Here is a 22,952-nt window from a genome sequence, read left to right as displayed (position 1 = left end):
ATGGACCAGACCGTACCCGCATACGCCGCCGAGGTGGCCGATTACGGGCGCAGCCGCGACCCCGAGCCGGGTGAGGGTGCGCTCGTTAAGAACGTGCGTCCCGAGTCGCCCGCATGGGATGTGGGAATCGAGCCGGGCATGCGCGTGCTCACGGTCAACGGCGAGCAACTCACCGACATGATCGTGTGGCTCTGGGAGGCCGATGACGATACCGTCGAGCTGGAGGTTTTCGACCCGCGCGACGACACCGTCACCCCCGTCGAGCTCGACCGCTTCCCGGGCGAGGACTGGGGCCTGGAGTTCGACGGCCCCATCTTTGACGGCATGCGTACCTGCGTCAACGCCTGCGTGTTCTGCTTTATGACCATGTTGCCCAAGGGCGGCCGCTCCACGCTCTACATTCGCGACGACGACTATCGCCTGAGCTTTTTACAGGGTAACTTTGTCACGCTCACGAACCTTTCCGACGAGGACGTGCAAAACGTCATCGACCGCAACATGAGCCCCATGAACGTGTCGGTCCACGCCGTGAGTCCCGACGTCCGCCGCCGCATGATGGGCCGCAACGCCCAGCGTGGCATGGACGTGCTCGAGGCCATCATGGCCGCCGGCATCGAGATCCACGCGCAGATTGTGCTGTGTCCCGGCATGAACGACGGCGAGGAGCTGGAAAAGACCCTGCGCTTTTGCGAGGAGCATGAGCAAATCACAAGCCTGGGCATTGTGCCGCTCGGTTTTACCAAACACCAAAACCGCTTTAGCTGGTCATACAGCGACAAGCCCGAACTGGCGCGCGAGACCATTGCCATGATCCGACCCTTCCAGGACCGCGCGTACGAGCGTTTTGGCCGCCATACCTTCCAGATGAGCGACGAGTTCTATCTGGACGCCGGCATCGATCCTCCCGAGGCAGACTTTTACGACGGCTATCCGCAGTACTACGACGGCATCGGCATGATCCGCTCGTATCTGGACGAGACCGACGACGTGTTGACTACCGATACTGAGCGACTGGCCCGCGTCCGCGAGGCCATCGCCGCCCGCAGCCAGCACCTGCTGTGCCTCTCGGGCGCCAGCGCGCGAGACACCGTGGCACGCTTTGTGGAGTCGCCGCATGGTCTCGGCGGCACCGTCACAGCCATCAAGAACCGCTACTTTGGCGGCAACGTGGACGTGACCGGCCTCATCGTCGCGTGTGACATTCTGGAGCAGCTGCCCCAAGATCTGTCGGGGGTTATGCTCTTTGTGCCTAAGCTCATGTTCAACGCTGACGGCATGACGCTTGACGAGTATCATCGTGACGATTTACTCGCAAGCCTTACCAGTCGCGGCGCCGAGGTTCATGTGGTGTCGACCATGCCGCATGAGCTGCTCGATACCCTGGAGCGCATCCTTGGCATTGTGCCCGCAGACTCTAACACTTCCACTGACCCTACCCATTAAAGGAGAGCAGATGAAACCTATCGTCGCCGTCGTCGGACGCCCCAACGTGGGCAAGTCCACGCTCGTTAACCGCCTGGCCCAGACCTCGGACGCCATCGTCCACGAGTCCCGCGGCGTCACGCGCGACCGCTCGTATCACACGGCCGATTGGAACGGCCGCGAGTTCACCATCGTCGACACGGGCGGTATCGAGCCGCTCAAGAGCGATGACGTCTTTGCCACGTCCATCCGCGACCAGGCGCTCGCCGCCGCCGAGGAAGCCGCCGTCATCCTGTTTGTGGTCGATGGCCGCACCGGCGTCACCGAGGAGGACGAGTCGGTCGCTCGCATGCTCAAGCGCTGCGACAAGCCGGTCTTTCTGCTGGTGAACAAGCTCGACAACCCCGATCGCGAGAACGACAGCATCTGGGAGTTCTATTCGCTCGGCATCGGTGAGCCCACGCCGCTCTCGGCCCTGCATGGTCATGGCACGGGCGACCTGCTCGACGATATCGTGGCCCTGCTTCCGGAGGAAGAGGACGAGGTCGCCGACGAGTTCCCCGATGCGCTGAACGTGGCCATTATCGGCCGCCCCAACGCCGGTAAGTCCTCGCTGTTCAACCGCATCCTGGGCGCCGACCGCTCCATCGTGTCCAACATCGCCGGCACCACGCGCGATGCCATCGACACCGTCGTCGAGCGCGACGGAAAGCACTACCGCATGGTCGACACCGCGGGCATTCGCAAGAAGAGCACCGTGTACGAGAATATCGAGTACTACTCGATGGTCCGCGGCCTGCGCGCCATCGATCGCGCCGACGTGGCACTGCTCGTCGTCGACGCCTCCGTGGGCGTCACCGAGCAGGACCAGAAGGTCATGGGCTTGGCCATCGAGCGCGGCTGCGCCATCGTGGTGCTGCTCAACAAGTGGGATCTGCTCGACGACGACCGCAAGCGCGAGGCCTGCATGGAGACCGTCGACCGCCGTCTGGGCGTCATGGCTCCCTGGGCCCAGTATCTGCGCATCTCGGCCCTGACCGGCCGCAGCGTGGAGAAGATCTGGGCAATGGTCGACGCAGCCGAAAAGACGCGCTCGCAGAAGATCAGCACCTCGCGCCTCAACACGTTCCTCACCGACCTGCGCGAGTTCGGCCATACCGTGGTGGACGGCAAGCGCCGCCTGCGCATGCACTACGTGACCCAGACGGGCGTCAACCCGCCGACGTTCACGTTTTTCGTCAACCACAGCGACCTGGTCAACGACACCTACCAGCGCTACGTCGAGAACCGCATGCGCTCGACCTTCGACTTTGCCGGCACGCCCATTCGACTCTTCTTTAGGAAGAAGGAACAGAAGGATGCATAATCCGATTCTGCTGACCGCCATCTGCGCCGTGGTCTCGTTCTTTATCGGGGCGATTCCGTTTGGCCTGATCTTGGGCCGTGTGTTCAACCACACGGACATTCGCAAGGCGGGCTCCGGCAACATCGGCACCACCAACGCGCTGCGCGTGGCCGGCCCCAAGGTGGCCGCACTCACGCTGCTGCTCGACTGCCTTAAGGGCGCCATCTGCGTCCTTATCGCCCGCCCGCTCATCGCCGATCTGGGCTATGGTTTTCCGCCGAACATCATGTCGCCTGGAGCCCCCGGCGACTGGATGCTCGGCGTCATCTGCCTGGCAGCCGTGTGGGGACACATCTTCTCGCCCTACCTTAACTTCCATGGCGGCAAGGGTATCGCCGTTGGTCTGGGCGTGATCCTTGCCTGGTACTGGCCCATTGGCCTGTCGCTGCTGGGCATGTTTATCGTGGCCGTCGCCATCACCAAGTATGTGTCGGTGGGCTCGCTCGCCGCAGCTATCGGTCTTCCCATTGCTGCCTGCGCGGTCTTTCCGTACAGCAGCCTGGGCCTCAAGTTTTGCATGGCGATGATCGGCATCACCGTGGTGTGGGCCCATCGCTCGAATATCCAAAAGCTCATGACGGGTAAGGAGTCCAAGCTCTCGTTTACCAAGCGCGTCACCGAGCCCGACGATAAGTAGGAGAGAGTCATGAATGTTGCGCTGATTGGCTCCGGCTCCTGGGGAACCGCCGTCGCCGGCCTTGCTGCCGCGCGAGCCGAGCGCGTGACCATGTGGGCCCACAGCGAGCAGACGGCCGCCGGCATCAATGGTGAGCACCGCAATCCCCGGTATCTGGTGGACTACGAGCTGCCCGGCAACGTTGTCGCCACGACGGAGTTGGCGCAGGCGCTCGACGGCGCCGAGGCCATCATCTTTGCCGTGCCTTCGACGCATCTTCGCAGCGTGTGCCACCAGGCGGCGCCCTTTATCGCCGCCGACACCCCGGTACTCTGCCTCACCAAGGGCATTGAGCCCGAGTCCGGCCTACTCATGAGCGAGGTGATCGCCAGCGAGATCGGCAACGAGCGTCGTGTGGCTGCCCTCTCGGGCCCAAACCATGCTGAGGAAATCTGCCGCGGCGGGCTCTCTGCCGCCGTCATCGCCAGCGAAGATACGCAGGTGGGGGAGACCTTTAAGGAGCTGCTGCTTTCCACGGCCTTCCGCATCTACCTGTCGCAGGATATGACGGGCGTCGAGGTCTGCGGCGCCATGAAAAACGTCATCGCCATCGTGTGCGGCATCTCCGCCGGCTCGGGCGCGGGCGATAACACGCTCGCCCTCATCATGACGCGCGGTCTGGCCGAAATCAGCCGCCTGGTGCACGCCCGCGGCGGCCAGGCCATGACCTGCATGGGGCTTGCCGGCATGGGTGACCTCATCGCCACCTGCACCTCGGAGCATTCGCGCAACCGCACCTTTGGCTACGAGTTTGCCCACGGCGTGTCGCTCGACGAGTACCAGGCGCGCACGCATATGGTGGTCGAGGGCGCCGTCGCGGCCCGCAGCGTCAGCGAGCTCGCCCGTTCACTGGGCGTAGATATTCCGCTCACCTTTGCCGTGGAGCAAACGCTCTACAACGGTGTTACTTTGGATAGGGCGCTCGAAATTCTCACCGACCGCGTCCCATCGCAGGAGTTCTACGGACTCACCGACTAGCGCAGAAAGGCTACTACCATGGGTTCCATTAAAATCGCTCCGTCCGTCCTTTCGGCCGACATGGCCAACCTTAAGGGCGAACTCGATAAGATCGCCGGTGCCGACTACGTGCACTTCGACGTCATGGACGGTCACTTTACCGGCAACCTCACCTTTGGCGTTGATATCCTCAAGGCCGTCAAGCGCTCCACCGACGTGCCGGTCGACGCTCACCTCATGGTGTCGAACCCCGACGAGACCGTCGATTGGTATGCCGACGCTGGTGCCGATATGATCACCGTGCACTACGAGGCCTCCACACACCTGCACCGCACGCTCACGCATCTGCAGCAGCGCGGCGTCAAGGCCGGCGTGGTGCTCAACCCCGCCACCCCCGTGTGCGTACTCGAGAGCATCATTGATGTCGTCGATATGGTGCTGCTCATGAGCGTGAACCCGGGCTTTGGCGGTCAGAGCTTTATCCCGGGCACCATCGCTAAGCTCCACGAGCTCAGGGCCATGTGCGAGCGTCACGGCGTTTCGCCCCTCATCGAGGTCGACGGTGGCATTTCTTCCAAGAACATTGTCGAGGTCGTCAAGGCCGGCGCCAACGTGCTCGTGGCCGGTTCTGCCGTATTTAAGTCCGAAGATCCCGCTGCCGAGGTTGCGCTGCTGCAGAAGCTGGGCAACGAGGCCGCACAGGAGGCATAAACCCTTATGACCGCAGGTCAAAACCGCATACCCGTGAATCTTGACTATGCCGCCTCGACGCCCATGCGCGCCGAGGCGCTCCTTGCGCAGCGCGAGTACGACGACAGCGAGCTTGCCGGCGTCAACCCCAACTCGCTGCATTCGCTCGGCCGCAAGGCCGCTGCGCGCCTTGAAGTCGCGCGTCGCGAGATTGCCCGCAGCTTTGGCGCGCGCGTCCGTCCGTCCGAGATCATCTTGACCAACGGCGGTACCGAGGCAAACCAACTTGCGCTCCTCGGTCTTGCCGAGGGCGCCCGTCAGCGCGACCGTAAACGCAACCGCGTGATCGTATCTGCCATCGAGCACGATTCGATTCTGGACAACCTGCCATTGCTGCGTGCCGCCGGCTTTTCCGTCGACCTGGTGCAGCCCTGCCGCGCGGGCTACATTGAGCCTGCCGCGCTTGTCGAGCTACTAGGCGACGACGTGGCGCTCGTGAGCATCATGGTTGCCAACAACGAGACCGGCGTGGTGCAGCCCATCCGCGAGCTTGCCGCGGCCGCGCATACCGTTGGCGCCCCGTTCCACACCGATGCCATCCAGGGGTATCTGCATATTCCGCTCGATGTCACCGAGCTGGGAGTTGACGCCATGACCGTTGCCGCGCACAAGATCGGTGGCCCCGTGGCATCCGGCGCGCTCTACCTTAAGAACCGCACGCCGCTGCGCCCGCGCATCTTTGGCGGCGGACAGGAAGCCGGACGTCGTGCCGGCACGCAAGACCTGCGCACGCAGCTCGCCTTTGCCGCTGCCGCCTCGTCTCTGACGCCCCATGTGGCTCAGGAGCGCGCGAAGCTGCAAGCCCTTTCCGACAAGCTCTACGCCACGCTTACGGCCCACCAGCGCATTCACGCCACCATGGGTGACTACGCGCAAGCCGACCGTCTGCCCGGCATGGTATCGATCTACATTGACGGCATGGACTCCGAGGAACTCATCATCAAGCTCGACGCCGCCGGCTTTGAGGTGTCGGCAGGCTCGGCATGCTCGAGTGGCAGCATGGACCCGAGCCACGTGCTCAGCGCGATGGGCATCGGCCGCGAACAGGCGCTGGGTGCCTTGCGCATCTCCTTCGATGATCGCGTGAATCCAGACGACCTGGACGACTTTGCCCAGACGCTGCTCTCGATCGTAGGTGCCGTATGATCGTCGCCGAGCTCGAGCGCGCCCTACTGGCACGCTATCCCAAGACGGACGCCGAGGGCTGGGATCATGTTGGGCTATCTGTGGGAGATCCTGCTGCCGAGATCACCGGTGTTGCCTGCGCACTCGACGCGACCGAGGCCAACGTGCACCGCGCCCTTGAGTCCGGCGCCAACGTGCTGCTGACGCATCATCCCATCTATATCAAGGCGCCCGAGGCCTTTTGTCCGGCTGATTCCGCGCGTCCCCAGTGTAGCGCCGCGCTGTACGAGGCAGCTCGTTGCGGCGTGAGCATCATCTCGCTTCACACCAACCTGGACCGCTCGCACGAAGCGCGCGTTCGCCTGAGCGATTTGCTAGGCGCAAAGCACGTAAGCTCACTGGAGCACGTGGACGACCCCGAGGCCACCGGCCTGGGCGTGCTTGCAACGCTCAACGACCCGTGCACGCTGCGCCATCTTGCCACCCGTGCTGCCACGGCGTTTGGCAGCGACCCGCGCGTGTGGGGCGAGGCCGAGCACCCGTGCCGCACCGTCGCCTTATTGGGCGGCTCCCTGGGCGACTTTGGAGAGCTTGCCATCGCTGCCAACGCAGATGTTATCGTGACGGGCGAGGCGGGATACCACGTGGCGCAGGACCTTGCCTTGCGTGGCCTGAGCGTGATTCTGCTCGGCCACGACCGCTCCGAAGAGCCGTTCGTGGATATCTTGATGAACTCTGCACTTGACGCCGGGGTCGACCCCCGTCATGCGATTAAAATACTGAACCCTTGCCAATGGTGGACTGTGACAAAAGGAGAGAACTTATGAGCGCCGGCGCTACGCTACTCAAGCTGCAACAGATCGATTTGGAGCTCGCCCGCAACAAGAGCGAACTTGCCAATATGCCGAAGCTCAAGGAGCTCGCTTCCAAGCGCAAGACCTATGTGAAGCTCAAGTCCGAGATGACCAAGCTCTACGCCCAACGCAAGGATCTGGACATTGAGCTCGACGATCTCAACACTACCGAGATCCAGACCAATAACGCCATCGAGGCTGCCAAGAAGCGTCACGTCGACGGTTCCGACTACCGCGAGGTGCAGGACCTGGAGAACGAGCTTTCCACCCTGGCCAAGCGCCTGGACAAGATCGAGCACACTCGCAAGGACGTCGTTGTCGCCCATAAGGAGGCGCTCGACCGCGAGACTCGCGCGCAGGCCATCATCGCCAAATTCGAGGAGGGCGTGAAGGCCGATACCAAGGCCGCCCGCGCCAAGGCCGCCGACCTGCAGGCCCAGATTGACGCCGCCACCAAGGAGCGCACCGCCCTTGCCGCTACGCTGCCGACCGACGTGCTCACCGACTACGAGCGCCTGCTCAAGCAGTTCCGCGGCCTGGCTGTTGAGACCATCCAGGGTAACATCCCTACGGTCTGCCACACCGCGCTGCAGGCTTCGTCCATGAGCGACCTCAACCACGACGGTAGCGAGATTACGCACTGTCCGTACTGCCACCGCCTCCTGGTGCTCCCGAGCAAGGAAGCCTAGCGATGACGGCGGCATCCAACAATTCAATGCAACTTGAGGGAAAAACGATCCTGCTGGGCGTTACCGGCGGGATCGCCGCCTATAAGTCGTGCAATATCGTGCGCCTGCTGCAAAAGCGCGGCGCACGCGTCAAGGTCGTCATGAGCGAGCATGCCACCGAGTTTGTGGGCCCACTCACTTTCCGTGCGCTCACCCACGAGCCGGTCGCCGTAGGCCTGTTCGACGACCCTTCCGACCCAATCCACCACATTTCGCTGGCGCAGGAGCCCGATCTGGTGGTCGTGGCGCCCGCGACGGCCAATATCATCGCCAAGATGGCAAACGGTATCGCCGATGACCTCATCTCCACCACGCTGCTTGCCACGCCGCGACCCATCGTGGTCGCACCCGCTATGAACAACGGCATGTGGAAGGCTCCGGCGACGCAGGCCAACATGGCCACGCTGCGCGAGCGCGGTGTTCGCGTGGTGGGACCCGGCAGCGGCTACCTTGCCTGCGGCGACGTGGACACGGGACGCATGAGCGAGCCCGAGGACATCGTCGAGGCCGTCTGCGAGGTGCTCAATCCCGTGCCGCAAGACCTGACGGGCAAGCGCATCGTGATTACTGCCGGCCCCACGCACGAGCCGATCGACCCCGTGCGCTTCATTAGCAACCGATCGTCGGGCAAGATGGGCATCGCCCTGGCGGGGGAGGCCGCTCGCCGCGGTGCTGCGGTTACGCTTGTGCTGGGGCCGACATCGCTCGAGGTTCCCCGCGGCGTAGAGTGCGTGCGCGTGCAGACCGCCGCAGAGATGCTACAGGCGGCGCTGGGCGCCTTTCAGACGGCCGATGCGGCCATTTGCGCGGCAGCCGTCGCCGACTATACCCCCTTATCCCCAGCGGACCACAAGCTCAAAAAGGCCAACGAACGCTTGGATCGCATCGAACTGGTCGAGACAGTCGATATCTTGGCCGAGCTTTCACGCCAAAAGGGGGAGCGGTGCGTGATCGGCTTTGCGGCCGAGACCGATAACGTCGTGGAGTACGCACAGCGAAAGCTCGACCGCAAGGGTTGCGATGCCATTATCGCCAACGATGTCTCGCGCGCCGATTCGGGCTTTGGAACCGACACCAACAAAGCTTGGATCGTGAGCACAGCGGGTACGCAAGAACTTCCCGTGCTAACAAAACCCCAGCTCGCAGATACAATTTTGGACTTGCTTCAAAATTTGTAAAAAAGTTCTTGCACAAGGCCAAAGTTTCGGGTTAATATATTCCCTGTTGCGAGCGAGAGCAGAGCAACAAACAAAAGCTTCGGGACGTGGCGCAGCTTGGTAGCGCACTTGACTGGGGGTCAAGGGGTCGCTGGTTCGAATCCAGTCGTCCCGACCAGAAGTTTGTAGGTCAGGCACCTAGTGTCTGACCTTTTTTGTTTTAAGCAATAGCTTAATTTCCAGTAAGCAACAGGGTGCCAAAAATCTACCTACTCGATAATCGTCTTTTGCGGCTACTTGCGCGTTTTGCACGCGCTTGAGCCGATTTATTAACGCGAAATGATTCTACATACGCGCAGCAGGTACACGCCGAGAACGGGCTGCATTTATTGCGGCGATTTACACAGATATAGCGACTGTAACGAACAAGCATGTCGCTGTCATTATTCCAGCAGTTCACTTGATCGGTGGACAAGTGGGCTGTTGCAGCGAAATGCCAGGCGGGATGTGCTCTATACGAGGGCACCACAATGGTAATGGCAGGGAAGTGGGGCAGGCGCTCTGAGAGCCTTTTAGCACCCCAAGCACTCTTGTTTGGAGTACATGTGCTGTTAAGAACGAATTGTCTCAGATATCGCAAAAAGAAAAGCCCGCACAGGATGTGCGGGCTTTGGTAAGAACCTAGAAGCAGAATGCGGGTTGGACGTAACTTCTCCCCGTCACTAAGTTGATGTCACAGACACCACCGAAATAGACATAGCGGAAGTACGTGGAGCTGTTCGGGTCCACGGAGCGAGTCCAATGAAAACCGCCGACCGCGGCTCCTGCACAGTTCGACTTTGTCACGCCCTTGGAAGCGTAGAACTCGTACTGAGCACCGTCGGACTGAAGGTCGCCCCAGACCTCGGTCGAGCTGAGGAGGAAGACCTTGTCGGTCGTGGCAGAGACGTTGCCGGCGCCGTCGCCGCCCTTGTTGTCAGTCATCTTAGTGACGGCCTTCGCCTTGGACTGGAGCTCGGACGGCAGGAGCGCCCAAAGGTCGCCGGAATTGAGGCGGCCACGCAACTCTGACTTCTCCCATCCGCCGGCATTAGTTTTCGTGACGCTCATGCGTTGGGGACCTAGGGCTTTGTTGGTCACCTCGAACGTCAGGCCCGCCTTGCCGCTTCCATCGGCCAAGTCGTCGTGGTTGATGCCGATGATGAGGTACTCGAGCGTCTCGCCATTGGTCAACTTGACGGAGAACTTCGTGCCTGCGTCCATCGCGGCCTTGGCTTTGGCGTAGGCGGGCGAAGCCTCGCCCTTGGCGGCGATGTCCTCGGCCACGGCCTTCTGCTCATCGAGCGTCCAGTCATTCGCGTCCTTGGCGATGGCCGCCTGGACGGTAACGGAATCGGCGCCTGTGGAGCCGCCACCGGTCGCGCCTCCCTCGATGCCGCCGGTCGTCCCATTGTTCACCGTGTTGCCGACCAGGTTGAACTGGTTTCGGATGGCCCCGGCCACGCTGGGTCCCGCGAACACGATCACCAGGCCGATGACCGCGATGATCAGGGCGTACTCGATAAGTCCTTGGCCTCGGAGTTGAGCCGCTCTACGAGCGACCCCCCCCCGAGGCGAAATTGCCGCTGCATGCATATGCGGCTCCCTTCGCTCAGGGTTTGTAGATACATTGCCGAGCGTAGGGCTATTCCAAGTATTTGCACCGGTCTTGCCGCAGCGGCAACGATGACGGTAGGGGAGAAATACGAGTGTCTTGAATGCAGTCAATTGCCATCTCGAAGCCCTAGCGCAGCTGCACCTTGTCGATATAGAGGCGATTGTGGGTGTCCCCTTGTATCGCCCAATGTTTGACAATCTTGCTCGAGTTTCCCGCGCCGAGTTTGGCAGCTGAACCAAAGGCATAAAAACGCAAAGCTATAATAACGTCCGTATTAGAAACAACGCGATTCGAACTGTCTATCCGCCCACGAGAAAGAATCGTCCATGAGCATATTCGACAAAGGCTTCGACCCGCTGCAAGAGATCCAGAGGGCCGCTAAGACTGCCGGCGAGGCGACAGCCAGGATTGCCGAGGGCGCCACCGGGGCAGCGACAGCAGCGGGCGCGGCGATTGTAGACGCGGCAGCAACGGCGGGCGCTGCGGTCGCAGGGGCGGCGGGCGGCGCGAAGGCCGTCCTCGACGAAAAGGAGGCCGAAAGACTCGATGCGGAAAAGGCGGAGTACGCGCCCAAGGTACAGGAAGCCCTGAGGGCGATTGAGGCCACCCGCGCACAGGAGCTACTCGGCTCATTCCAGGAGTCTCCGCTCCCGTTGACGGAAGCCAATGCCGCAAAGGTGAAGTCAGCCTTCCCGATACCGAGGGAACAGACCGTTGTCTGGGCCGACGCCGAGTTCGACCTCAGGCCCAGCGGAATCGCCATGACCGAAAAGGGCGTCTACATCAAGGCGGACGCCGACGCGTTCGCCGTCCCGGGGAAGGAAAAGAGGCAGTCTCGCCTCTTCTACTTCGAGTGGGCGTACTTCGAACCCGGCCCCTTCGCCTCCGACGGTGAAGGCAACCTTGCGCTCACCGTCGACGAAGCGTGCCGGAGCCAGTTCGTATCCCGCTGCCGGGCGCTCCGCGGCCTCGAGGATGACCGCGCCGCCGGCATCGACAGCGGGCTTGCCGCGGTGGACGGTACGGCGGTCAAAGCCGCAGCAGTCGCGGCGGCGGCGACCATCAACAGCAACGGGGAGGTCTTCGTTGAGCAACGGGCCGCGGTCAACAACCCTGCGGGCCACGGAGAGCTTGCCGAGGAGGCGAACAGCATCATCGACAGGCTCCAGGGCCACCAGGCCGAGATTCTGGGAAGGGACAACGCGAAGAACGGCGCCGACCGAAGCGTCGACGGCGTTCTGATCCAGACCAAGTACTACAAGACGGCGCGCGGCTCCCTCGAGGCATGCTTCGATTCGAGCAGTCATCAGTATCGCTACCTTTCGAAAGACGGCACGCCGATGCAGCTCGAAGTCCCGAAAGACCAGTACCAGCAGGTGCTCCGCGGTTTTGAGAAGAAGATTAGCCAAGGCAAGGTCCCCGGCGTCAGCGACCCCAAGGACGCCGAGAAGATCGTCCGCAAAGGCAAGCTCACATACGACCAGGCGGTGAACCTCGCCAAGCCGGGAACGGCGGACTCGCTGAAGTATGACGCCGCGACCGGCGCGGTCACATGCTCCTGCGCATTCGGCCTGTCGTTTCTGGCGACGACGTTCATGGCATACAGGGAGACCAGGGACATCACCGGTGCCGTCCAGGCGGGCATCGCTGCCGGCGTCCAAGTGTTCGGCTTGTCCTTTGCCCAGCATATGGTCGTCTCGCAGCTCTCCAGAACGGGGCTTTCCAACGCTTTGATGGCGCCCAGCCAGGCGGTGGTCGGCGAGCTCGGATTCAAGGCGTCCGCCACAATCGTCAACGGCCTGCGCGCCCTTACGGGCAAGACCGCCATCAGCGGAGCGGCCGCCTCCAAGCAGCTCGCGAGGATACTAAGGGGCAATGCCGTCTCGGCAGCGGTGACCCTCGCCGTATTCTCAGTCCCCGAGACCTACAAGCTCTTCCAGGGCAAGGCGAGTGGCGCCCAGTACGCCCAGAACATAGCATGCCTAGCCAGCTCGGTCGCCGGGGGAATCGCCGGCGCCACCGCGGCAGGAGTCGCGGCGGCGAAGGTCGGCGCCGCGGCCGGCACGGCGGTGTCGCCCGGCGTGGGGACCGTCGTCGGCCTCGCGGGCGGCATGGTCGGAGGAACGGTCGGCACAGCGGCCGCGGGCGTAGTCGGCGGGATACTGTTCGAGGGCGACAGCGCGTCTTTTGGGCGGTACTTCAACGCCATGGTGTCGTGCATGGCGGTCGAGTATCTGCTCGACGGACGTGAGATGGACAAGCTGCTTGCCGTCCTGAACGGCGTAAAGCCGGAAGAGTTCAAGGCGCTGATGGAGGAAACTCTTTCATCGCAGGACCAAGAGGCGAAGGTCCGGGCGTTCCTTGTCCCGATGTTCGATGAGATCGTGTCGCGCAGAGAGCGCTTCGCGCTTCCCACCAGCAGACAGATATCCGACGCCTTTGTCAAGTTCGAGCAGGATGCCGAGGAGAAACCGACGGCTTAGCACGTTGCGCTCGAAGGAATCGAAGAGGTTGGCATTCCTTGCATTCATCCAGCCCATCGAATCGCTATCCGGCGAGTCGGACTTGTTCAAGAGTTTCGGGGTCCACGCCAAGATCGCGCAGGCACTGTTATACATGGGCCCCTCGTTCGAAGGGGAGATGATGCGTGCGGACCATCACTCGGCCTCCTCCGCCATGCGCACGACCTCTTCCATCGGGTAGCGGGTGCCGTCATCCCCATTCATGGCCTCGTCGTAGACCTTGATGTCCGCCATGTCCTCAGCCTTCTCGAGCGCGGCCCTTCTCACGAACTCGGGAAAGGACATGCCCGCGGCGTCCGCATGGCCCTGAATCAAGGCCCTTTCGCCCTCATCGAACTCGATCTCGCACATCGCCATGGCTGCTCCCGTCAACGCCGCCATCGAAGTGAATCCATTATTCACCCACCGCATACGCCCTGAACTCGAAATGCTAGCAGGGGAGAAAACCGAGAGCCCGAGGGCCTTATCGTCAGTCTAGTCCCGGTCCCGAGTACCTTTCGGTCTCCGAGTCGTAGGTCAGCACCGCGACCTCGCCGCGCTCCATGACGTTGGAGTCGACATAGTAGTGGCTCTCGCCGTCGAACCAGATCCCCCGGTACCCGGCGATGCCGCTCACGGTCTCGGTGCTGACATGGCCCGCGATGACGTCGAGGTCGAAGTGCTGCCCGACATACATCGGCTGCATCGCCGTGAAAAATTCCTCAGGAGTTCCAGGTTTCCACCAATCGGCGCCCGCTTCCTCGTAGATGCCGGCATGGACGAACACCTGCCCGAATGGTGACTCCCAGTAGTACGGGAGCCTCCCGATCCACTTGATGACATCCCCGTGGGCTTTCCTCATGCACCGCACCGTGTGGCGGTACGCCTCCTCGAAGCGCTTCAGGACGAGGAGGTGCCGCAAATGCTCGAACTCATCCGGATCGAGGAAGGACCTCGCGGTCTCGCTTGGTTGCTGTCCGCGAGCTTCCACGCCTGTGCAAAGTCTGGATCGTCCACATTGGATAGGTATTCTATGAGCTGCTCTTCATGGTTTCCCCGCAGTGCAACGACACGCTCGCCGTAGCGCTCCTGGAGCCCCATGACGGTCCTGAACACCCCGAGCGAGTCGGGACCCCTGTCGCAGTAGTCTCCGAGGAGGAGCAGCCTGGAGTCCTCGGACTCAAGGTCAACGGTCTCTAAAGCCTTCAGAAATGGCTCAAGGCATCCATGGATATCTGACATGCAGTAAATGCGCATACATTTACCTCCTCAGGATTAGCGTCTAGTCGTGGCGAAGCGGGGTGTTGATGACGGCGTACCGCTCTGTCTAACGAGGCACAGCCCCCAGCGTGAGCAATTTCAGTATAGACGCTCATCAGGACAGCCGAGGACATCCAGAACGCAGGAGAGTGCCACGAGGTGCCCTCATCATTCGAAGCGGCGTCCCGTCACAAAACGTAAGCGGTTTCCTGCCCAAATATAGTCGTATATGCCGTATATACATACAGCTCGGCGGCGCACGCCGAGGTCGCGCCACCTATGCCGCCGTTATGTCAGCGGTATAGCTAACATAACGGCGGCATTCTTGCTGCTACATGGCTTGACACGCTTGTTCCTCGACCGCTTCATTAGCCGCCTGATGACCCAACAGTGGATTCCTTTCACTTTTGGGCAAGCCATGTGTCGGCGCCGCTCATCGCTTGCGGCGGCGGCGCCAACACGGGACTGAGTCAAGAAGGGCTCTGGAACGGCTATAGAAACGCTCTTGATACGGGCGGTTCCGCGCTAGAACCAATCCTCCTCGCACACATACCCATTCGAATAGAGTGTGTCGACGAAGTTGAGAGTCTTTTTTATTGACCAGTCTCCCACGGAGAGGCTAAGGGCTGCCAGTGCGATGCTGTCGAGCAGGTCCACACCCCTCGTGAGGAGGATTCGCCCGGTCTCATCGGGGGCCGCCCTGAAAAGCTCGTATGGCATTCCCGTCATGAATGCGAGGTCCAGGTCGTCCAGGACGAGCCCGCCGACTCCCACGGAGGCAATGTTGACGGCGTTCGCAAGCGCCAGGAACTGGTCCCGCTTAGATGGAGGGACGATTCTCGGCGAGGGGAAGGTGGCGACGATAATTCCCGTCTCGCAAAGTCTGCATGAGATTTGGAGAGGAATCCGCGCTTCGACGGCGAGATGAGCCTGGTCCTCCATAACCTCGACGACGTTCCCGTGCATGACGACCCCCAATCCATTCATGGGCTTGTACCTGCTGTCGGCCCGCACACGGTCCCGAACGACCCTCTTCAACAGCTCTTCATTTGAGAGCTGTCCGCCTTCGATGATCTCCATTGATAACCTCCCTTGATCGCCGATAGCACCGCCGGCGGGCCGTCATCGCCCGCCCTAGCCCTCGTCACCATCGCCCGAAACTGAGACGGCCATTGAAGTCCCGGGGCCGAACACGACATCTTTAGGCTTGCCGTATTCCTCCAGGAACGCCTCGTCGGAGAAATAGAAATAGTGATACAGGAGTTTGGCGCACTCCCTCTTGTCGCGCATGCGCTCGAAATGCCGAGCGAGATCAGCAGTCTTGAAATAAGTCACCCCAGGGAGGGTCTTCTCTGTATTTCGGGCGATCCACATCGGGTTCTCTATCACCTCGCGGCCGAACACCGCTGCGGACATGCCGGTTATCTCCTGGGCCTGAACCCTCATTAGCTCCGGTCGGTCAATTTCTATGGCCCTGAGCCTTTCCGCGGCGCCTGCGGGGTCGTTCCAACGTCTTCTCATATTCTTATCTCCGGTCGATTTATCGCCGATTCTTAAACACAGAATAGCATAATCATTAGTTCAATACATATTTGAACTAGCGTTGATCTGAAAACTTGTGATACATCTGCAAAATGCTGCCTGATATGCAGGTAGTTTATTTTCATTTACACTACATTCTATACAATATAAAAAGTAGCAGGGTTAGTTGCGAATATACTGGGTATTATATAGCCGTGTATTCATTCCTAAACTCATGAAGGAGTAATTGTAATGAGAGTTTTGTTTACACCCGCAGAAGAACGGCAGATAGAGAGTTGGGCTCGGATGAGGGGACAGGGGGTCGCGCAAGCTGTGTACGAGCTGGTGATGGAAGAGATCCGGGCAGTCCAGCCTCGGCTCAACCCAAACATCGCGGCAGCGCAAGCGCTTGCAATAATTAAGAACTACAAAAGCGGAAAGGAGTTTAAGACAAGAGAAATCATAGAAGAAATCGATAAAAACCATAACTTCCTCTATACGGTGACCCCAGCGGGCGAGCGGAAGCCAACAACAGATCATACGATCCTCGGGAAGAAGCTCGCCAGCCATTCCAGCATGCTAAAGAGGGGTTATAAGATAGAACGCGTCGAGGGAGAGGTCAATGTTTACAAGAAGATTTAAAATCACCGTATAGCAAATAAAAACTCGAAAATAGAAATCTGAAAACAGGGGGCTACAATGTGCCCCCTCTTAAATTGCAGGCTAACGCCTGTAAAGAAAAGCCCACGCGGTATTGCGCAGGCTTTGAGGCCAAGGCTAGAAGCACCAAGCGAGGCAAACGATACGCGAGTACATCGCGGGGGTGTTGAGAGACGGATCGCCGCGGTCGTTGACATCAAGGAAACTGCTGGAAGCGAGCGGACACACTGAACGCTCCCACCAACTGTAGCCATTCTTCAGGGATTCATTGCCCGAACAGTTATTCGTCACCTTGTCCCGGAACGCCTCGTACTGGGCGCCCTCGGAGGAAGTCCAGGGATAGCTGGATGCCCAGTAGGAGGTGGGGACGATCTCAGAGTAGCTGAGCAGGAACAGCTTGTCGGCCGTTGCTGTGACGGCGGCATTCTTATCGTTTCCGCCGACATTGTTCGTGAGCTTCTTTACGGCCTTAACCCTCGACTGGAAATCGGATGGCATGAGGTTCCAAATCTCGCCCGAGTTCATCTTCTTGCGGAGCTCCGACTGCTCCCAGCCGCCGACGTTGGTGTGCGTCGCGTTCATTCGGGAGCTGATGGCCGTAGAGGTGGTTAGAAAGGTCAATCCTGCCTTGCCGCTACCATCGGCCAAGTCATCATGGTTGATGCCGATGATTCTGTACTCAAGGGTCTTGCCGTTCGTGAGCTTGGTAGAGAACTTCGTTCCCGCATCCATGGCGGCCTTGGCCTTGGCGTAGACGACCGAGGACGTTCCGTTCTTGGCGATATCGGTTGCCGCGGCCTTCTGTTCGTCGAGCGTCCAATCTTTCGCATCCTTGTTAACGACGGTCTTCATCGCCTCGCGATATGTCTTTTCCTCGGCGCTCATGAAGTTGTCGCCGGACGCGCCGGAGTTGACCGCGTTCGTGACCTGGTTGAACTGGTTGCGGATGGCACCGGAGACCTGCGGTCCCGCAAATACCACCACCAAACTGATGATAGCCGCGATCAGAACGTACTCGATGATTGACTGGCCTCTGAGGCGGACCGTCTTAGGAGCGACCCCATTACAGTCTGAAATAGGCCATCGATAAATTTCGATGGCGAGCATTCGGCGCATTGCCTACGATACGGGCAAGCCCCGAGGGGCCGCCGATCGGGCGCCTCCGGATGGCCGTCTGCCCCTGCCCCGTAGAGGGCCCGGGGGGTGTTGCCACCGGGGGCGCTCGCCGCTCCGGACGACTGATAGGAAACTGCCGGGCGCAAGCGCCACGGCCAGGTAATGTGGGTGTCGCGGGGAGGGGTTCCGATCGGCCTACCGATTGGAGGATACCACCGTGGCACCAATTAGAATGCCGGAAGCCGTCATCGGGCTCGATGTCGGGAAATCGTCCCACTGGGCATGCGTCGCGACTCGAGATGGCGAGGTGCTGTTGAGCACCCCCGTCGCGAACAGGGAGGACGACCTGGACTCGCTGTTCGGCCGCTTCCCCGATGCGCTCGTGGTCGTCGACCAGTCGCGCAACATAGGCGCCCTCGCGCTCGCCCGCGCCAGGGCGGCCGGGATGTCGGCGGCGTACCTGCCGGGACTCGCGGCGCACGGGGCCGCCAGGCTCTTCGCCGGCGACGCCAAGACCGACGAGCGAGACGCGATGGTCATCGCGAAGACGGCGCTTGGCATCCCCGACGCGCTCCTGCCGGTCGGAGACCCGGGTCCGACGATTGCGGCGGCGAGGGCGCTGGCCGCCCAGAGGAACTTCCTGACCTGCGAGAACACTAGGAATAAGAACCGGCTGCGCAGCATCCTGCTGGAATCGTGCCCCGCCTTCGAGGCACTGGTCGACCTGTCCGACGGGCCCCAGCTGAGGCTCATGGCATCCCTCGGCGGGGCCTGGTCGGTAGCCGACGCCGGGCCCCGCAGGGCGGCGGCGCTCACGCGTGGGGCGGCGCGCGGTAAGATCGAGGCCCTCGTCCGCTCGACAACCTCCTCGACAAGGCCGGATGCGTCGGTCGTCGCCGCCGAGGACCGGGCGGTGAAACTGCTCGCGCGCAGGATATCCGAGAACTCGGCGGAGATCGAGGCGATCACGGCGGAGATCTCCGCCCTGCTCGAGGGCGACGATACCTACCGATGCCTCCTGACGGTGCCGGGCATCGGGCCCAAAACCGCTTCCGAGCTTGCGATCTCCATCGACATCGAAGACTTCCCCAGTCACGACAGGCTCGCGTCGTACTGCGGCCTGGCGCCGCGCAACCGCCAGTCGGGAACCTCGATCTCCTCGGTGACGGCATCGCGCCAAGGCAACAAGAGGCTGAAGAACCTGCTCATATTCTCATGTAACTGCCTTACCCGGACAGAGGGGAGATGGGGCGACTACTACACCAGGTGCCGGGAGCGGGGCATGTCGCACGGCAAGGCGCTCAAGGCGCTGGCGCGAAAGAGACTGAAGGTCATCTACGCGGTCATGCGAGACAGGGTGCCTTACGCAGCCTAGCCGAAACGCACCGAGCAGACTGAAGCCCACCGGCCTAATGGCTTGGCGTCAGCATGCCGCGATTCGGTCGCACGGAGAGCATTTCCCAGTTGACAAAACTATAGGAACACCCCCCGAGGCGAAATTGCCACAGCATGCATATGCTGCCCCCCTTCGCTTAGGGTTAATATTGCATGCAGGAAGTTACTATGGGGCAAACAGATCAGGGCGCAACGTGCCGCAGCGGCAATCACGCTGAAAGGGCAGGGTAATCAGTCGCGTCATCGTCCAGAACGGACCTAAGCGGCATTCGGTCCCAAAACGCATACCGTCCGGCACGGCCGACAGCCGAGCCTCGCGCCCCGTTCGAGCAGCGCCAGAACCCCATGCCGGAACCCACGTAGTCGATGGCAGGGGACTTCAGCCGTGGCCATCAAGGAGCCGACCTAGGAACGGCGCCCTCGGTCCTCGAAGGATTTCCACCGCCCCTTACAGGCCTGGGTTGATTTAATGGTTGATTTAACCCGGCTGAATAAGCCGGGCATGGGCCGGTCGACAAAATGTAAGGTAAAAAAGCAGATGCGGCCGTACGCCGGTGCGGGATTCGGGTGATGTGATAGAAAGTAATTCACGTATTGCATCCAACTGGGAGGCGCATCATGGCAACCGCCACCGCAGCCCTGAGAATCCCCGAGGACCTCGCGAACAGGTACGACCGCCTGGCGAAGTCGACGGGCCGCACGAAAAACTTCTACATGACGGAGGCCATCGCCGCCGAGATAGACAGGCTCGAATACGAATACGGCCTCATGAATTATCCGGGAAGCGTTTGGTTGCGAGGCATGCCAGTGTGAGGGCCTGATTCGTCAGGCCCCGCACAGGGGGACCGCGATGGTGGCCACCGCGCCGCCCGAGGGGCTGTTGGCGAGCGAGACGGAGCCCCCGTGGGCGCTCGCGGCCTCGGAGGCGACGTGGAGGCCGAGCCCGTAGTGGCGGCCTCCGTCACGCGAGGAGCGGGAGGAGTCGTCTGTGAAGAGGCGCTCGCAGCCGCGTTCGAGGGCGGCGGGAGAAAAGCCCGGTCCGTCATCGGCGACCTCGATGACGAGGCATCCACCAGCGACGTCGCAGGAGACCACCACGCGCGAGCGCGCGTGCTCGGCGGCGTTGGCCACGAGGTTCGCGGCGGCTCGCGCCAGGGCGGTTCGGTCGAGTGGGGCCTCGGGCGCGCCCGCGACAGCGGGGCCCGTGGCCGCGTTGAGCGTCACGCCTCGCGCCCGGGCGATCTGGGCGGCCTCGGCGAGGACCTGTTCGCAGAGCTCGGCCGGCCGCATGGGGGCCCTCTCCGCCCCGCCGGACCCGCGCGAGGCCTCGATGAGCAGGCGCACGTAGCCGTCGAGCCTTTCGACACTGCCGGCTATGTCGCGCGCGGCGGCCGCGAGGTCGGCGTCTTTCTCGTCTTCCAGCTCCTCCGCCACGAAGTCGGCGTTGGCGCGCAGCACGGTGAGCGGCGTCTTGAGGTCGTGGGCGAGCGACGCCATCTGCTCGCGCTGCCCCCGCTCCGCGGCCCAACGGGCCTCGAGCGACTCGGCGAGGGAGGCCCGCATGGCGTCCATCGCGGCGAGGACGTCGTTCACCTCACGTACGTTGGTGCTGCCGACCGCGAAGTCGAGCTCCCCCGCGCCGACGCGCCCCGCCGCCTCCGCGAGCGGCGCCATCTTGCGCGAGATCACGCGGCTCGCACGGCGCGCCACGAGCGCGAGCGCGAGCGCGCTTCCCACAGCGGCGCCGACGAGCATGAGGTTCTGCGGGTTGGGAAGCAGGCTGGCGAGATCGCGCGAGACCCACTGCGGCAGGTACTCGCTGACGAGTGCGCAGGCCCCGCCGCCCTTGAGCGGGAACGCAGCGTAGGTGAGGCCCGAGCCCCCGCCCTCGATCTCCACTGTGCCCGGATCCGCGGCGAGTGCCGTACTGGCCATTTCCGTCGCATCCTCGAGCCGCGTGCCCTCGAGGTCTGTCATCAGCACGTATCCGTCCTTGTTCAGGATGAGGTAGCGGTAGGCCGTCGGCACGTCCTGCTGCCCGCAGACGCCGTCGCGTGCCAGGCCCTCCGCGACCTCGCGCGCATTGGCCGGCCCCCAGCTTGCCTCGTAGACGAAGCCCGCGTTGATCGCCGCGGAGAGCGCCATGAACGAGGCGAGCCACGCCGTGGCGACCGCCGCGAAAGCGTAGGCGAAGTAGCGCGCGATGACGAAGGAGAGCGGCATGCCCCCGCGACCTCGCGCCCCGATCCTCAGGGCTGCCACTTGTACCCCATCCCCCAGACGGTCGCGATCGGATCGGCGCCGGCCTCGGAGAGTTTCCTCCGGGCGCGGCTGACCTGCATGGATATGGCCGCGTCGTCGGCGTCGCTCTCCCAGCCGAGCACCGCCTCGCGTATCTGCGCGCGGCTCATGACCTGCCCGGGGTGGCGCGCGAGGTACTCGCAGATGGCGTACTCGGTGGGCGTGAGCGGCACGGCCTCGCCGCCCACGGAGAGGCCGCGCGCCCCGAGGTCGATCCGCACCTCCCCGAAGGAGAGGGCGTGCGAGCGCGGCCGGCGCTCACGGCGTAGATGGGCCGCGACCTTGGCGCGCAGTTCCGCGGCCCCGAAGGGCTTGCGGACGTAGTCGTCGGCGCCCAGGCCGTAGGCGGCCACGGCGTCCTCCTCGGCCACGCGCGCGGTCAGGAAGACGATGGGGCCGTCGAAGTCCGGGCGGATCTGCCGCACGAGCTCGAAGCCGTCGAGCCCCGGCATCATGACGTCGCAGAGCACGAGGTCGAAGCGCGAGAGGTCCATCCCCGGGACCGCCGTCGGGTCCGCCGCCCTGACGACCTCATGGCCGTCGCGGCCGAGGACGCGCGCGAGCGCGTCGAGGATCGCCCGCTCATCATCCACTGCCAGTATCCTCGCCATGTTCGACCTCCTGAAACTCTCGTCGGAATTGTACTAGCGCCGCGCTCAGCGGTCCAGAGCCCCGCGCGCAGCCGCGGGTGCCTCGGCCGCGTCGCACACGCGGTAGCGCACGCCCGAGCCGCCGCGCGCCTCGATCCCGAGCCAGCCCTCGCCGTCCGACTCCCGTCCGAAGAAGATGAGCTGGAGCTCTCGGACATCGCCCCTGTCGTCCGCCGCGTCCACCAGGTAGACGTAGTTCGCCCCCGCCCCGGTGGCGTCGGCGTAGGAGCTCGCGTGGCTGCCGGGCTCGGGCGCGGGCGCCCACATGGCGATCTCAGGGTTGGGCAGCACGCGGTCGGCGATCGAGCGCAGCGCCGACCCCCAGCCGGCGTCGAGCAGGGCATTCCCGCCCAGAAGGAGAGCTACGGAGAGGAGGGCGAGCATGGCGGCGAGCGGCCTCCTACGCATCTGCCTTCCCGTCCTCGAAGCGGCAGAACCAGGCCAGAAGGACGGCGTCGGCTCCCAGGGTGAGCACGAGGCCTGCGAGCGCAGTCGTGAGGAGAGGGCCCGCCGCACGCGCGGCGTCGATGAAGGCCTCCACCCCGAGCGACCCCAGGCGAGCGGGCCAGGCGAGCGGCACCCAGCTCAGGGGCGTCGCCAGGGCACCGGTGAGCTCGCCGGTCATGAGGCCGTGCGCAAGTCCGCCCACCGAGAAGAACGCGAGGAGCACCCCCGCCGCGCCGGCGCCGATGGCGGCGTTGCGGCCGAGGCGCAGGGCCACGCCGAGCCCCAGCGCGTAGAGGGGCAGGCTGCCCAGCACGATGCCCGCCCAGGCGGCCGCAAGCGGAGCGGGCCCGAGCGGCAGGCGCCCGGCGAC

General features: G+C 62.7%; 23 protein-coding genes, 1 tRNA gene and 1 pseudogene. 14 read left to right on the top strand and 11 right to left on the bottom strand.

Annotation, left to right across the window (positions count from 1 at the left end):
• The 10 genes from DW661_RS08390 to DW661_RS08345 all read left to right on the top strand — a co-directional run bounded on the left by DW661_RS08390 (position 1) and on the right by DW661_RS08345 (position 9,252).
• On the top strand, positions 1–1,443 hold the full coding sequence (locus tag DW661_RS08390; protein WP_118935335.1) for a DUF512 domain-containing protein: 1,443 nt from the start codon (positions 1–3) through the stop codon (positions 1,441–1,443).
• 10 nt (positions 1,444–1,453) lie between these two features.
• Positions 1,454–2,788, top strand: coding sequence for a ribosome biogenesis GTPase Der (gene der / locus DW661_RS08385; RefSeq protein WP_118935334.1), 1,335 nt, complete (start codon positions 1,454–1,456; stop codon positions 2,786–2,788).
• Complete coding sequence (gene plsY, locus DW661_RS08380; RefSeq protein WP_118935333.1) at positions 2,781–3,464, top strand: glycerol-3-phosphate 1-O-acyltransferase PlsY; 684 nt, start codon at positions 2,781–2,783, stop codon at positions 3,462–3,464. Before der ends, plsY begins: the two co-directional genes overlap by 8 nt.
• Positions 3,465–3,473: 9 nt before the next feature.
• Complete coding sequence (locus DW661_RS08375; RefSeq protein WP_118935332.1) at positions 3,474–4,481, top strand: NAD(P)H-dependent glycerol-3-phosphate dehydrogenase; 1,008 nt, start codon at positions 3,474–3,476, stop codon at positions 4,479–4,481.
• Between the two features lie 18 nt (positions 4,482–4,499).
• Positions 4,500–5,171 (top strand): ribulose-phosphate 3-epimerase, encoded by a 672-nt coding sequence (gene rpe / locus DW661_RS08370; RefSeq protein WP_117648520.1) that lies wholly within the window; start codon positions 4,500–4,502, stop codon positions 5,169–5,171.
• A gap of 6 nt (positions 5,172–5,177) precedes the next feature.
• The gene (locus DW661_RS08365) at positions 5,178–6,356 is read left to right on the top strand and encodes a cysteine desulfurase family protein (RefSeq protein ID WP_118935331.1); all 1,179 of its coding nucleotides are present in this window, start codon (positions 5,178–5,180) and stop codon (positions 6,354–6,356) included.
• Positions 6,353–7,162: a Nif3-like dinuclear metal center hexameric protein gene (locus DW661_RS08360; RefSeq protein ID WP_118377486.1), complete on the top strand. Its 810-nt coding sequence runs from the start codon at positions 6,353–6,355 to the stop codon at positions 7,160–7,162. The genes DW661_RS08365 and DW661_RS08360 overlap by 4 nt, the downstream gene beginning before the upstream one ends.
• The gene (locus tag DW661_RS08355; RefSeq protein WP_118377485.1) at positions 7,159–7,878 is read left to right on the top strand and encodes a zinc ribbon domain-containing protein; all 720 of its coding nucleotides are present in this window, start codon (positions 7,159–7,161) and stop codon (positions 7,876–7,878) included. Before DW661_RS08360 ends, DW661_RS08355 begins: the two co-directional genes overlap by 4 nt.
• Before the next feature lie 2 nt (positions 7,879–7,880).
• The gene (gene coaBC, locus DW661_RS08350; protein WP_233547482.1) at positions 7,881–9,095 is read left to right on the top strand and encodes a bifunctional phosphopantothenoylcysteine decarboxylase/phosphopantothenate--cysteine ligase CoaBC; all 1,215 of its coding nucleotides are present in this window, start codon (positions 7,881–7,883) and stop codon (positions 9,093–9,095) included.
• A gap of 80 nt (positions 9,096–9,175) precedes the next feature.
• A tRNA-Pro gene (locus DW661_RS08345) sits at positions 9,176–9,252 on the top strand.
• Between the two features lie 503 nt (positions 9,253–9,755).
• Here DW661_RS08345 and DW661_RS08340 read toward each other — a convergent pair.
• On the bottom strand, positions 9,756–10,577 hold the full coding sequence (locus DW661_RS08340; protein ID WP_199584875.1) for a DUF6273 domain-containing protein: 822 nt from the start codon (positions 10,575–10,577) through the stop codon (positions 9,756–9,758).
• Between the two features lie 480 nt (positions 10,578–11,057).
• On the opposite strand from DW661_RS08340, the gene DW661_RS08330 reads away from it, so the two are divergent.
• Positions 11,058–13,214 carry a hypothetical protein gene (locus tag DW661_RS08330; RefSeq protein ID WP_158568432.1) on the top strand — a complete coding sequence of 719 codons (2,157 nt, stop codon included), beginning with the start codon at positions 11,058–11,060 and terminating at the stop codon, positions 13,212–13,214.
• A gap of 174 nt (positions 13,215–13,388) precedes the next feature.
• Here the strand turns inward: DW661_RS08330 and relB are convergent, their stop codons facing one another.
• From relB to DW661_RS08305, 5 genes are all read right to left on the bottom strand, one after another.
• A complete protein-coding gene (gene relB, locus DW661_RS08325) occupies positions 13,389–13,634 on the bottom strand; it encodes a type II toxin-antitoxin system RelB family antitoxin (RefSeq protein ID WP_118935328.1) in 246 nt (81 codons plus the stop codon).
• Positions 13,635–13,722: 88 nt separating this feature from the next.
• On the bottom strand, positions 13,723–14,094 hold the full coding sequence (locus DW661_RS08320) for a hypothetical protein (protein WP_118935327.1): 372 nt from the start codon (positions 14,092–14,094) through the stop codon (positions 13,723–13,725).
• 38 nt (positions 14,095–14,132) lie between these two features.
• The gene (locus DW661_RS08315) at positions 14,133–14,489 is read right to left on the bottom strand and encodes a metallophosphoesterase family protein (protein WP_118935326.1); all 357 of its coding nucleotides are present in this window, start codon (positions 14,487–14,489) and stop codon (positions 14,133–14,135) included.
• 528 nt (positions 14,490–15,017) lie between these two features.
• Entirely contained in the window at positions 15,018–15,572 is a 555-nt protein-coding gene (locus DW661_RS08310; protein WP_118935325.1) for a hypothetical protein, read from the bottom strand.
• 54 nt (positions 15,573–15,626) lie between these two features.
• Entirely contained in the window at positions 15,627–15,908 is a 282-nt protein-coding gene (locus tag DW661_RS08305; protein ID WP_147356446.1) for a hypothetical protein, read from the bottom strand.
• A 357-nt stretch (positions 15,909–16,265) separates the two neighbouring features.
• Here DW661_RS08305 and DW661_RS08300 point away from each other — a divergent pair, with 357 nt between their 5' ends.
• On the top strand, positions 16,266–16,655 hold the full coding sequence (locus tag DW661_RS08300) for a hypothetical protein (RefSeq protein ID WP_118935323.1): 390 nt from the start codon (positions 16,266–16,268) through the stop codon (positions 16,653–16,655).
• Positions 16,656–16,790: 135 nt separating this feature from the next.
• Here the strand turns inward: DW661_RS08300 and DW661_RS08295 are convergent, their stop codons facing one another.
• The gene (locus DW661_RS08295; RefSeq protein WP_255413582.1) at positions 16,791–17,780 is read right to left on the bottom strand and encodes a DUF6273 domain-containing protein; all 990 of its coding nucleotides are present in this window, start codon (positions 17,778–17,780) and stop codon (positions 16,791–16,793) included.
• 226 nt (positions 17,781–18,006) lie between these two features.
• Between DW661_RS08295 and DW661_RS08290 the strand changes: the two genes are divergently transcribed.
• Complete coding sequence (locus DW661_RS08290) at positions 18,007–19,164, top strand: IS110 family transposase (protein WP_231500848.1); 1,158 nt, start codon at positions 18,007–18,009, stop codon at positions 19,162–19,164.
• 638 nt (positions 19,165–19,802) lie between these two features.
• Positions 19,803–19,997, top strand: coding sequence for a ribbon-helix-helix domain-containing protein (locus DW661_RS08285; protein WP_117758015.1), 195 nt, complete (start codon positions 19,803–19,805; stop codon positions 19,995–19,997).
• A gap of 12 nt (positions 19,998–20,009) precedes the next feature.
• Here DW661_RS08285 and DW661_RS08280 read toward each other — a convergent pair whose 3' ends face one another.
• From DW661_RS08280 to DW661_RS10165, 4 genes and pseudogenes are all read right to left on the bottom strand, one after another.
• On the bottom strand, positions 20,010–21,407 hold the full coding sequence (locus tag DW661_RS08280) for a sensor histidine kinase KdpD (RefSeq protein ID WP_118935321.1): 1,398 nt from the start codon (positions 21,405–21,407) through the stop codon (positions 20,010–20,012).
• A gap of 26 nt (positions 21,408–21,433) precedes the next feature.
• The gene (locus tag DW661_RS08275; RefSeq protein WP_118935320.1) at positions 21,434–22,096 is read right to left on the bottom strand and encodes a response regulator transcription factor; all 663 of its coding nucleotides are present in this window, start codon (positions 22,094–22,096) and stop codon (positions 21,434–21,436) included.
• Between the two features lie 45 nt (positions 22,097–22,141).
• On the bottom strand, positions 22,142–22,519 hold the full coding sequence (locus DW661_RS08270; protein ID WP_118935319.1) for a hypothetical protein: 378 nt from the start codon (positions 22,517–22,519) through the stop codon (positions 22,142–22,144).
• Positions 22,520–22,535: 16 nt separating this feature from the next.
• Positions 22,536–22,952: pseudogene (locus DW661_RS10165) on the bottom strand (lantibiotic ABC transporter permease); the annotation flags it as partial.

Source organism: Collinsella sp. AM24-1, assembly GCF_003470325.1.
Classification (GTDB): domain Bacteria; phylum Actinomycetota; class Coriobacteriia; order Coriobacteriales; family Coriobacteriaceae; genus Collinsella.
The sequence above is the reverse complement of the archived record's forward strand: the minus strand, read 5'-3'. Positions and strand labels throughout refer to the sequence as shown.

Excerpts from the sequence above, each read along its gene's own strand:
- DW661_RS08390 (WP_118935335.1), top strand. The coding sequence starts at position 1 with ATGGACCAGACCGTACCCGCATACGCCGCCGAGGTGGCCGATTACGGG.
- der (WP_118935334.1), top strand. The coding sequence starts at position 1,454 with ATGAAACCTATCGTCGCCGTCGTCGGACGCCCCAACGTGGGCAAGTCC.
- plsY (WP_118935333.1), top strand. The coding sequence starts at position 2,781 with ATGCATAATCCGATTCTGCTGACCGCCATCTGCGCCGTGGTCTCGTTC.
- DW661_RS08375 (WP_118935332.1), top strand. The coding sequence starts at position 3,474 with ATGAATGTTGCGCTGATTGGCTCCGGCTCCTGGGGAACCGCCGTCGCC.
- rpe (WP_117648520.1), top strand. The coding sequence starts at position 4,500 with ATGGGTTCCATTAAAATCGCTCCGTCCGTCCTTTCGGCCGACATGGCC.
- DW661_RS08365 (WP_118935331.1), top strand. The coding sequence starts at position 5,178 with ATGACCGCAGGTCAAAACCGCATACCCGTGAATCTTGACTATGCCGCC.
- DW661_RS08360 (WP_118377486.1), top strand. The coding sequence starts at position 6,353 with ATGATCGTCGCCGAGCTCGAGCGCGCCCTACTGGCACGCTATCCCAAG.
- DW661_RS08355 (WP_118377485.1), top strand. The coding sequence starts at position 7,159 with ATGAGCGCCGGCGCTACGCTACTCAAGCTGCAACAGATCGATTTGGAG.
- coaBC (WP_233547482.1), top strand. The coding sequence starts at position 7,881 with ATGACGGCGGCATCCAACAATTCAATGCAACTTGAGGGAAAAACGATC.
- DW661_RS08330 (WP_158568432.1), top strand. The coding sequence starts at position 11,058 with ATGAGCATATTCGACAAAGGCTTCGACCCGCTGCAAGAGATCCAGAGG.
- relB (WP_118935328.1), bottom strand. The coding sequence starts at position 13,634 with ATGGCGGCGTTGACGGGAGCAGCCATGGCGATGTGCGAGATCGAGTTC.
- DW661_RS08320 (WP_118935327.1), bottom strand. The coding sequence starts at position 14,094 with ATGAGGAAAGCCCACGGGGATGTCATCAAGTGGATCGGGAGGCTCCCG.
- DW661_RS08315 (WP_118935326.1), bottom strand. The coding sequence starts at position 14,489 with ATGCGCATTTACTGCATGTCAGATATCCATGGATGCCTTGAGCCATTT.
- DW661_RS08310 (WP_118935325.1), bottom strand. The coding sequence starts at position 15,572 with ATGGAGATCATCGAAGGCGGACAGCTCTCAAATGAAGAGCTGTTGAAG.
- DW661_RS08305 (WP_147356446.1), bottom strand. The coding sequence starts at position 15,908 with ATGTCCGCAGCGGTGTTCGGCCGCGAGGTGATAGAGAACCCGATGTGG.
- DW661_RS08300 (WP_118935323.1), top strand. The coding sequence starts at position 16,266 with ATGAGAGTTTTGTTTACACCCGCAGAAGAACGGCAGATAGAGAGTTGG.
- DW661_RS08295 (WP_255413582.1), bottom strand. The coding sequence starts at position 17,780 with ATGCTCGCCATCGAAATTTATCGATGGCCTATTTCAGACTGTAATGGG.
- DW661_RS08285 (WP_117758015.1), top strand. The coding sequence starts at position 19,803 with ATGGCAACCGCCACCGCAGCCCTGAGAATCCCCGAGGACCTCGCGAAC.
- DW661_RS08280 (WP_118935321.1), bottom strand. The coding sequence starts at position 21,407 with ATGCCGCTCTCCTTCGTCATCGCGCGCTACTTCGCCTACGCTTTCGCG.
- DW661_RS08275 (WP_118935320.1), bottom strand. The coding sequence starts at position 22,096 with ATGGCGAGGATACTGGCAGTGGATGATGAGCGGGCGATCCTCGACGCG.
- DW661_RS08270 (WP_118935319.1), bottom strand. The coding sequence starts at position 22,519 with ATGCTCGCCCTCCTCTCCGTAGCTCTCCTTCTGGGCGGGAATGCCCTG.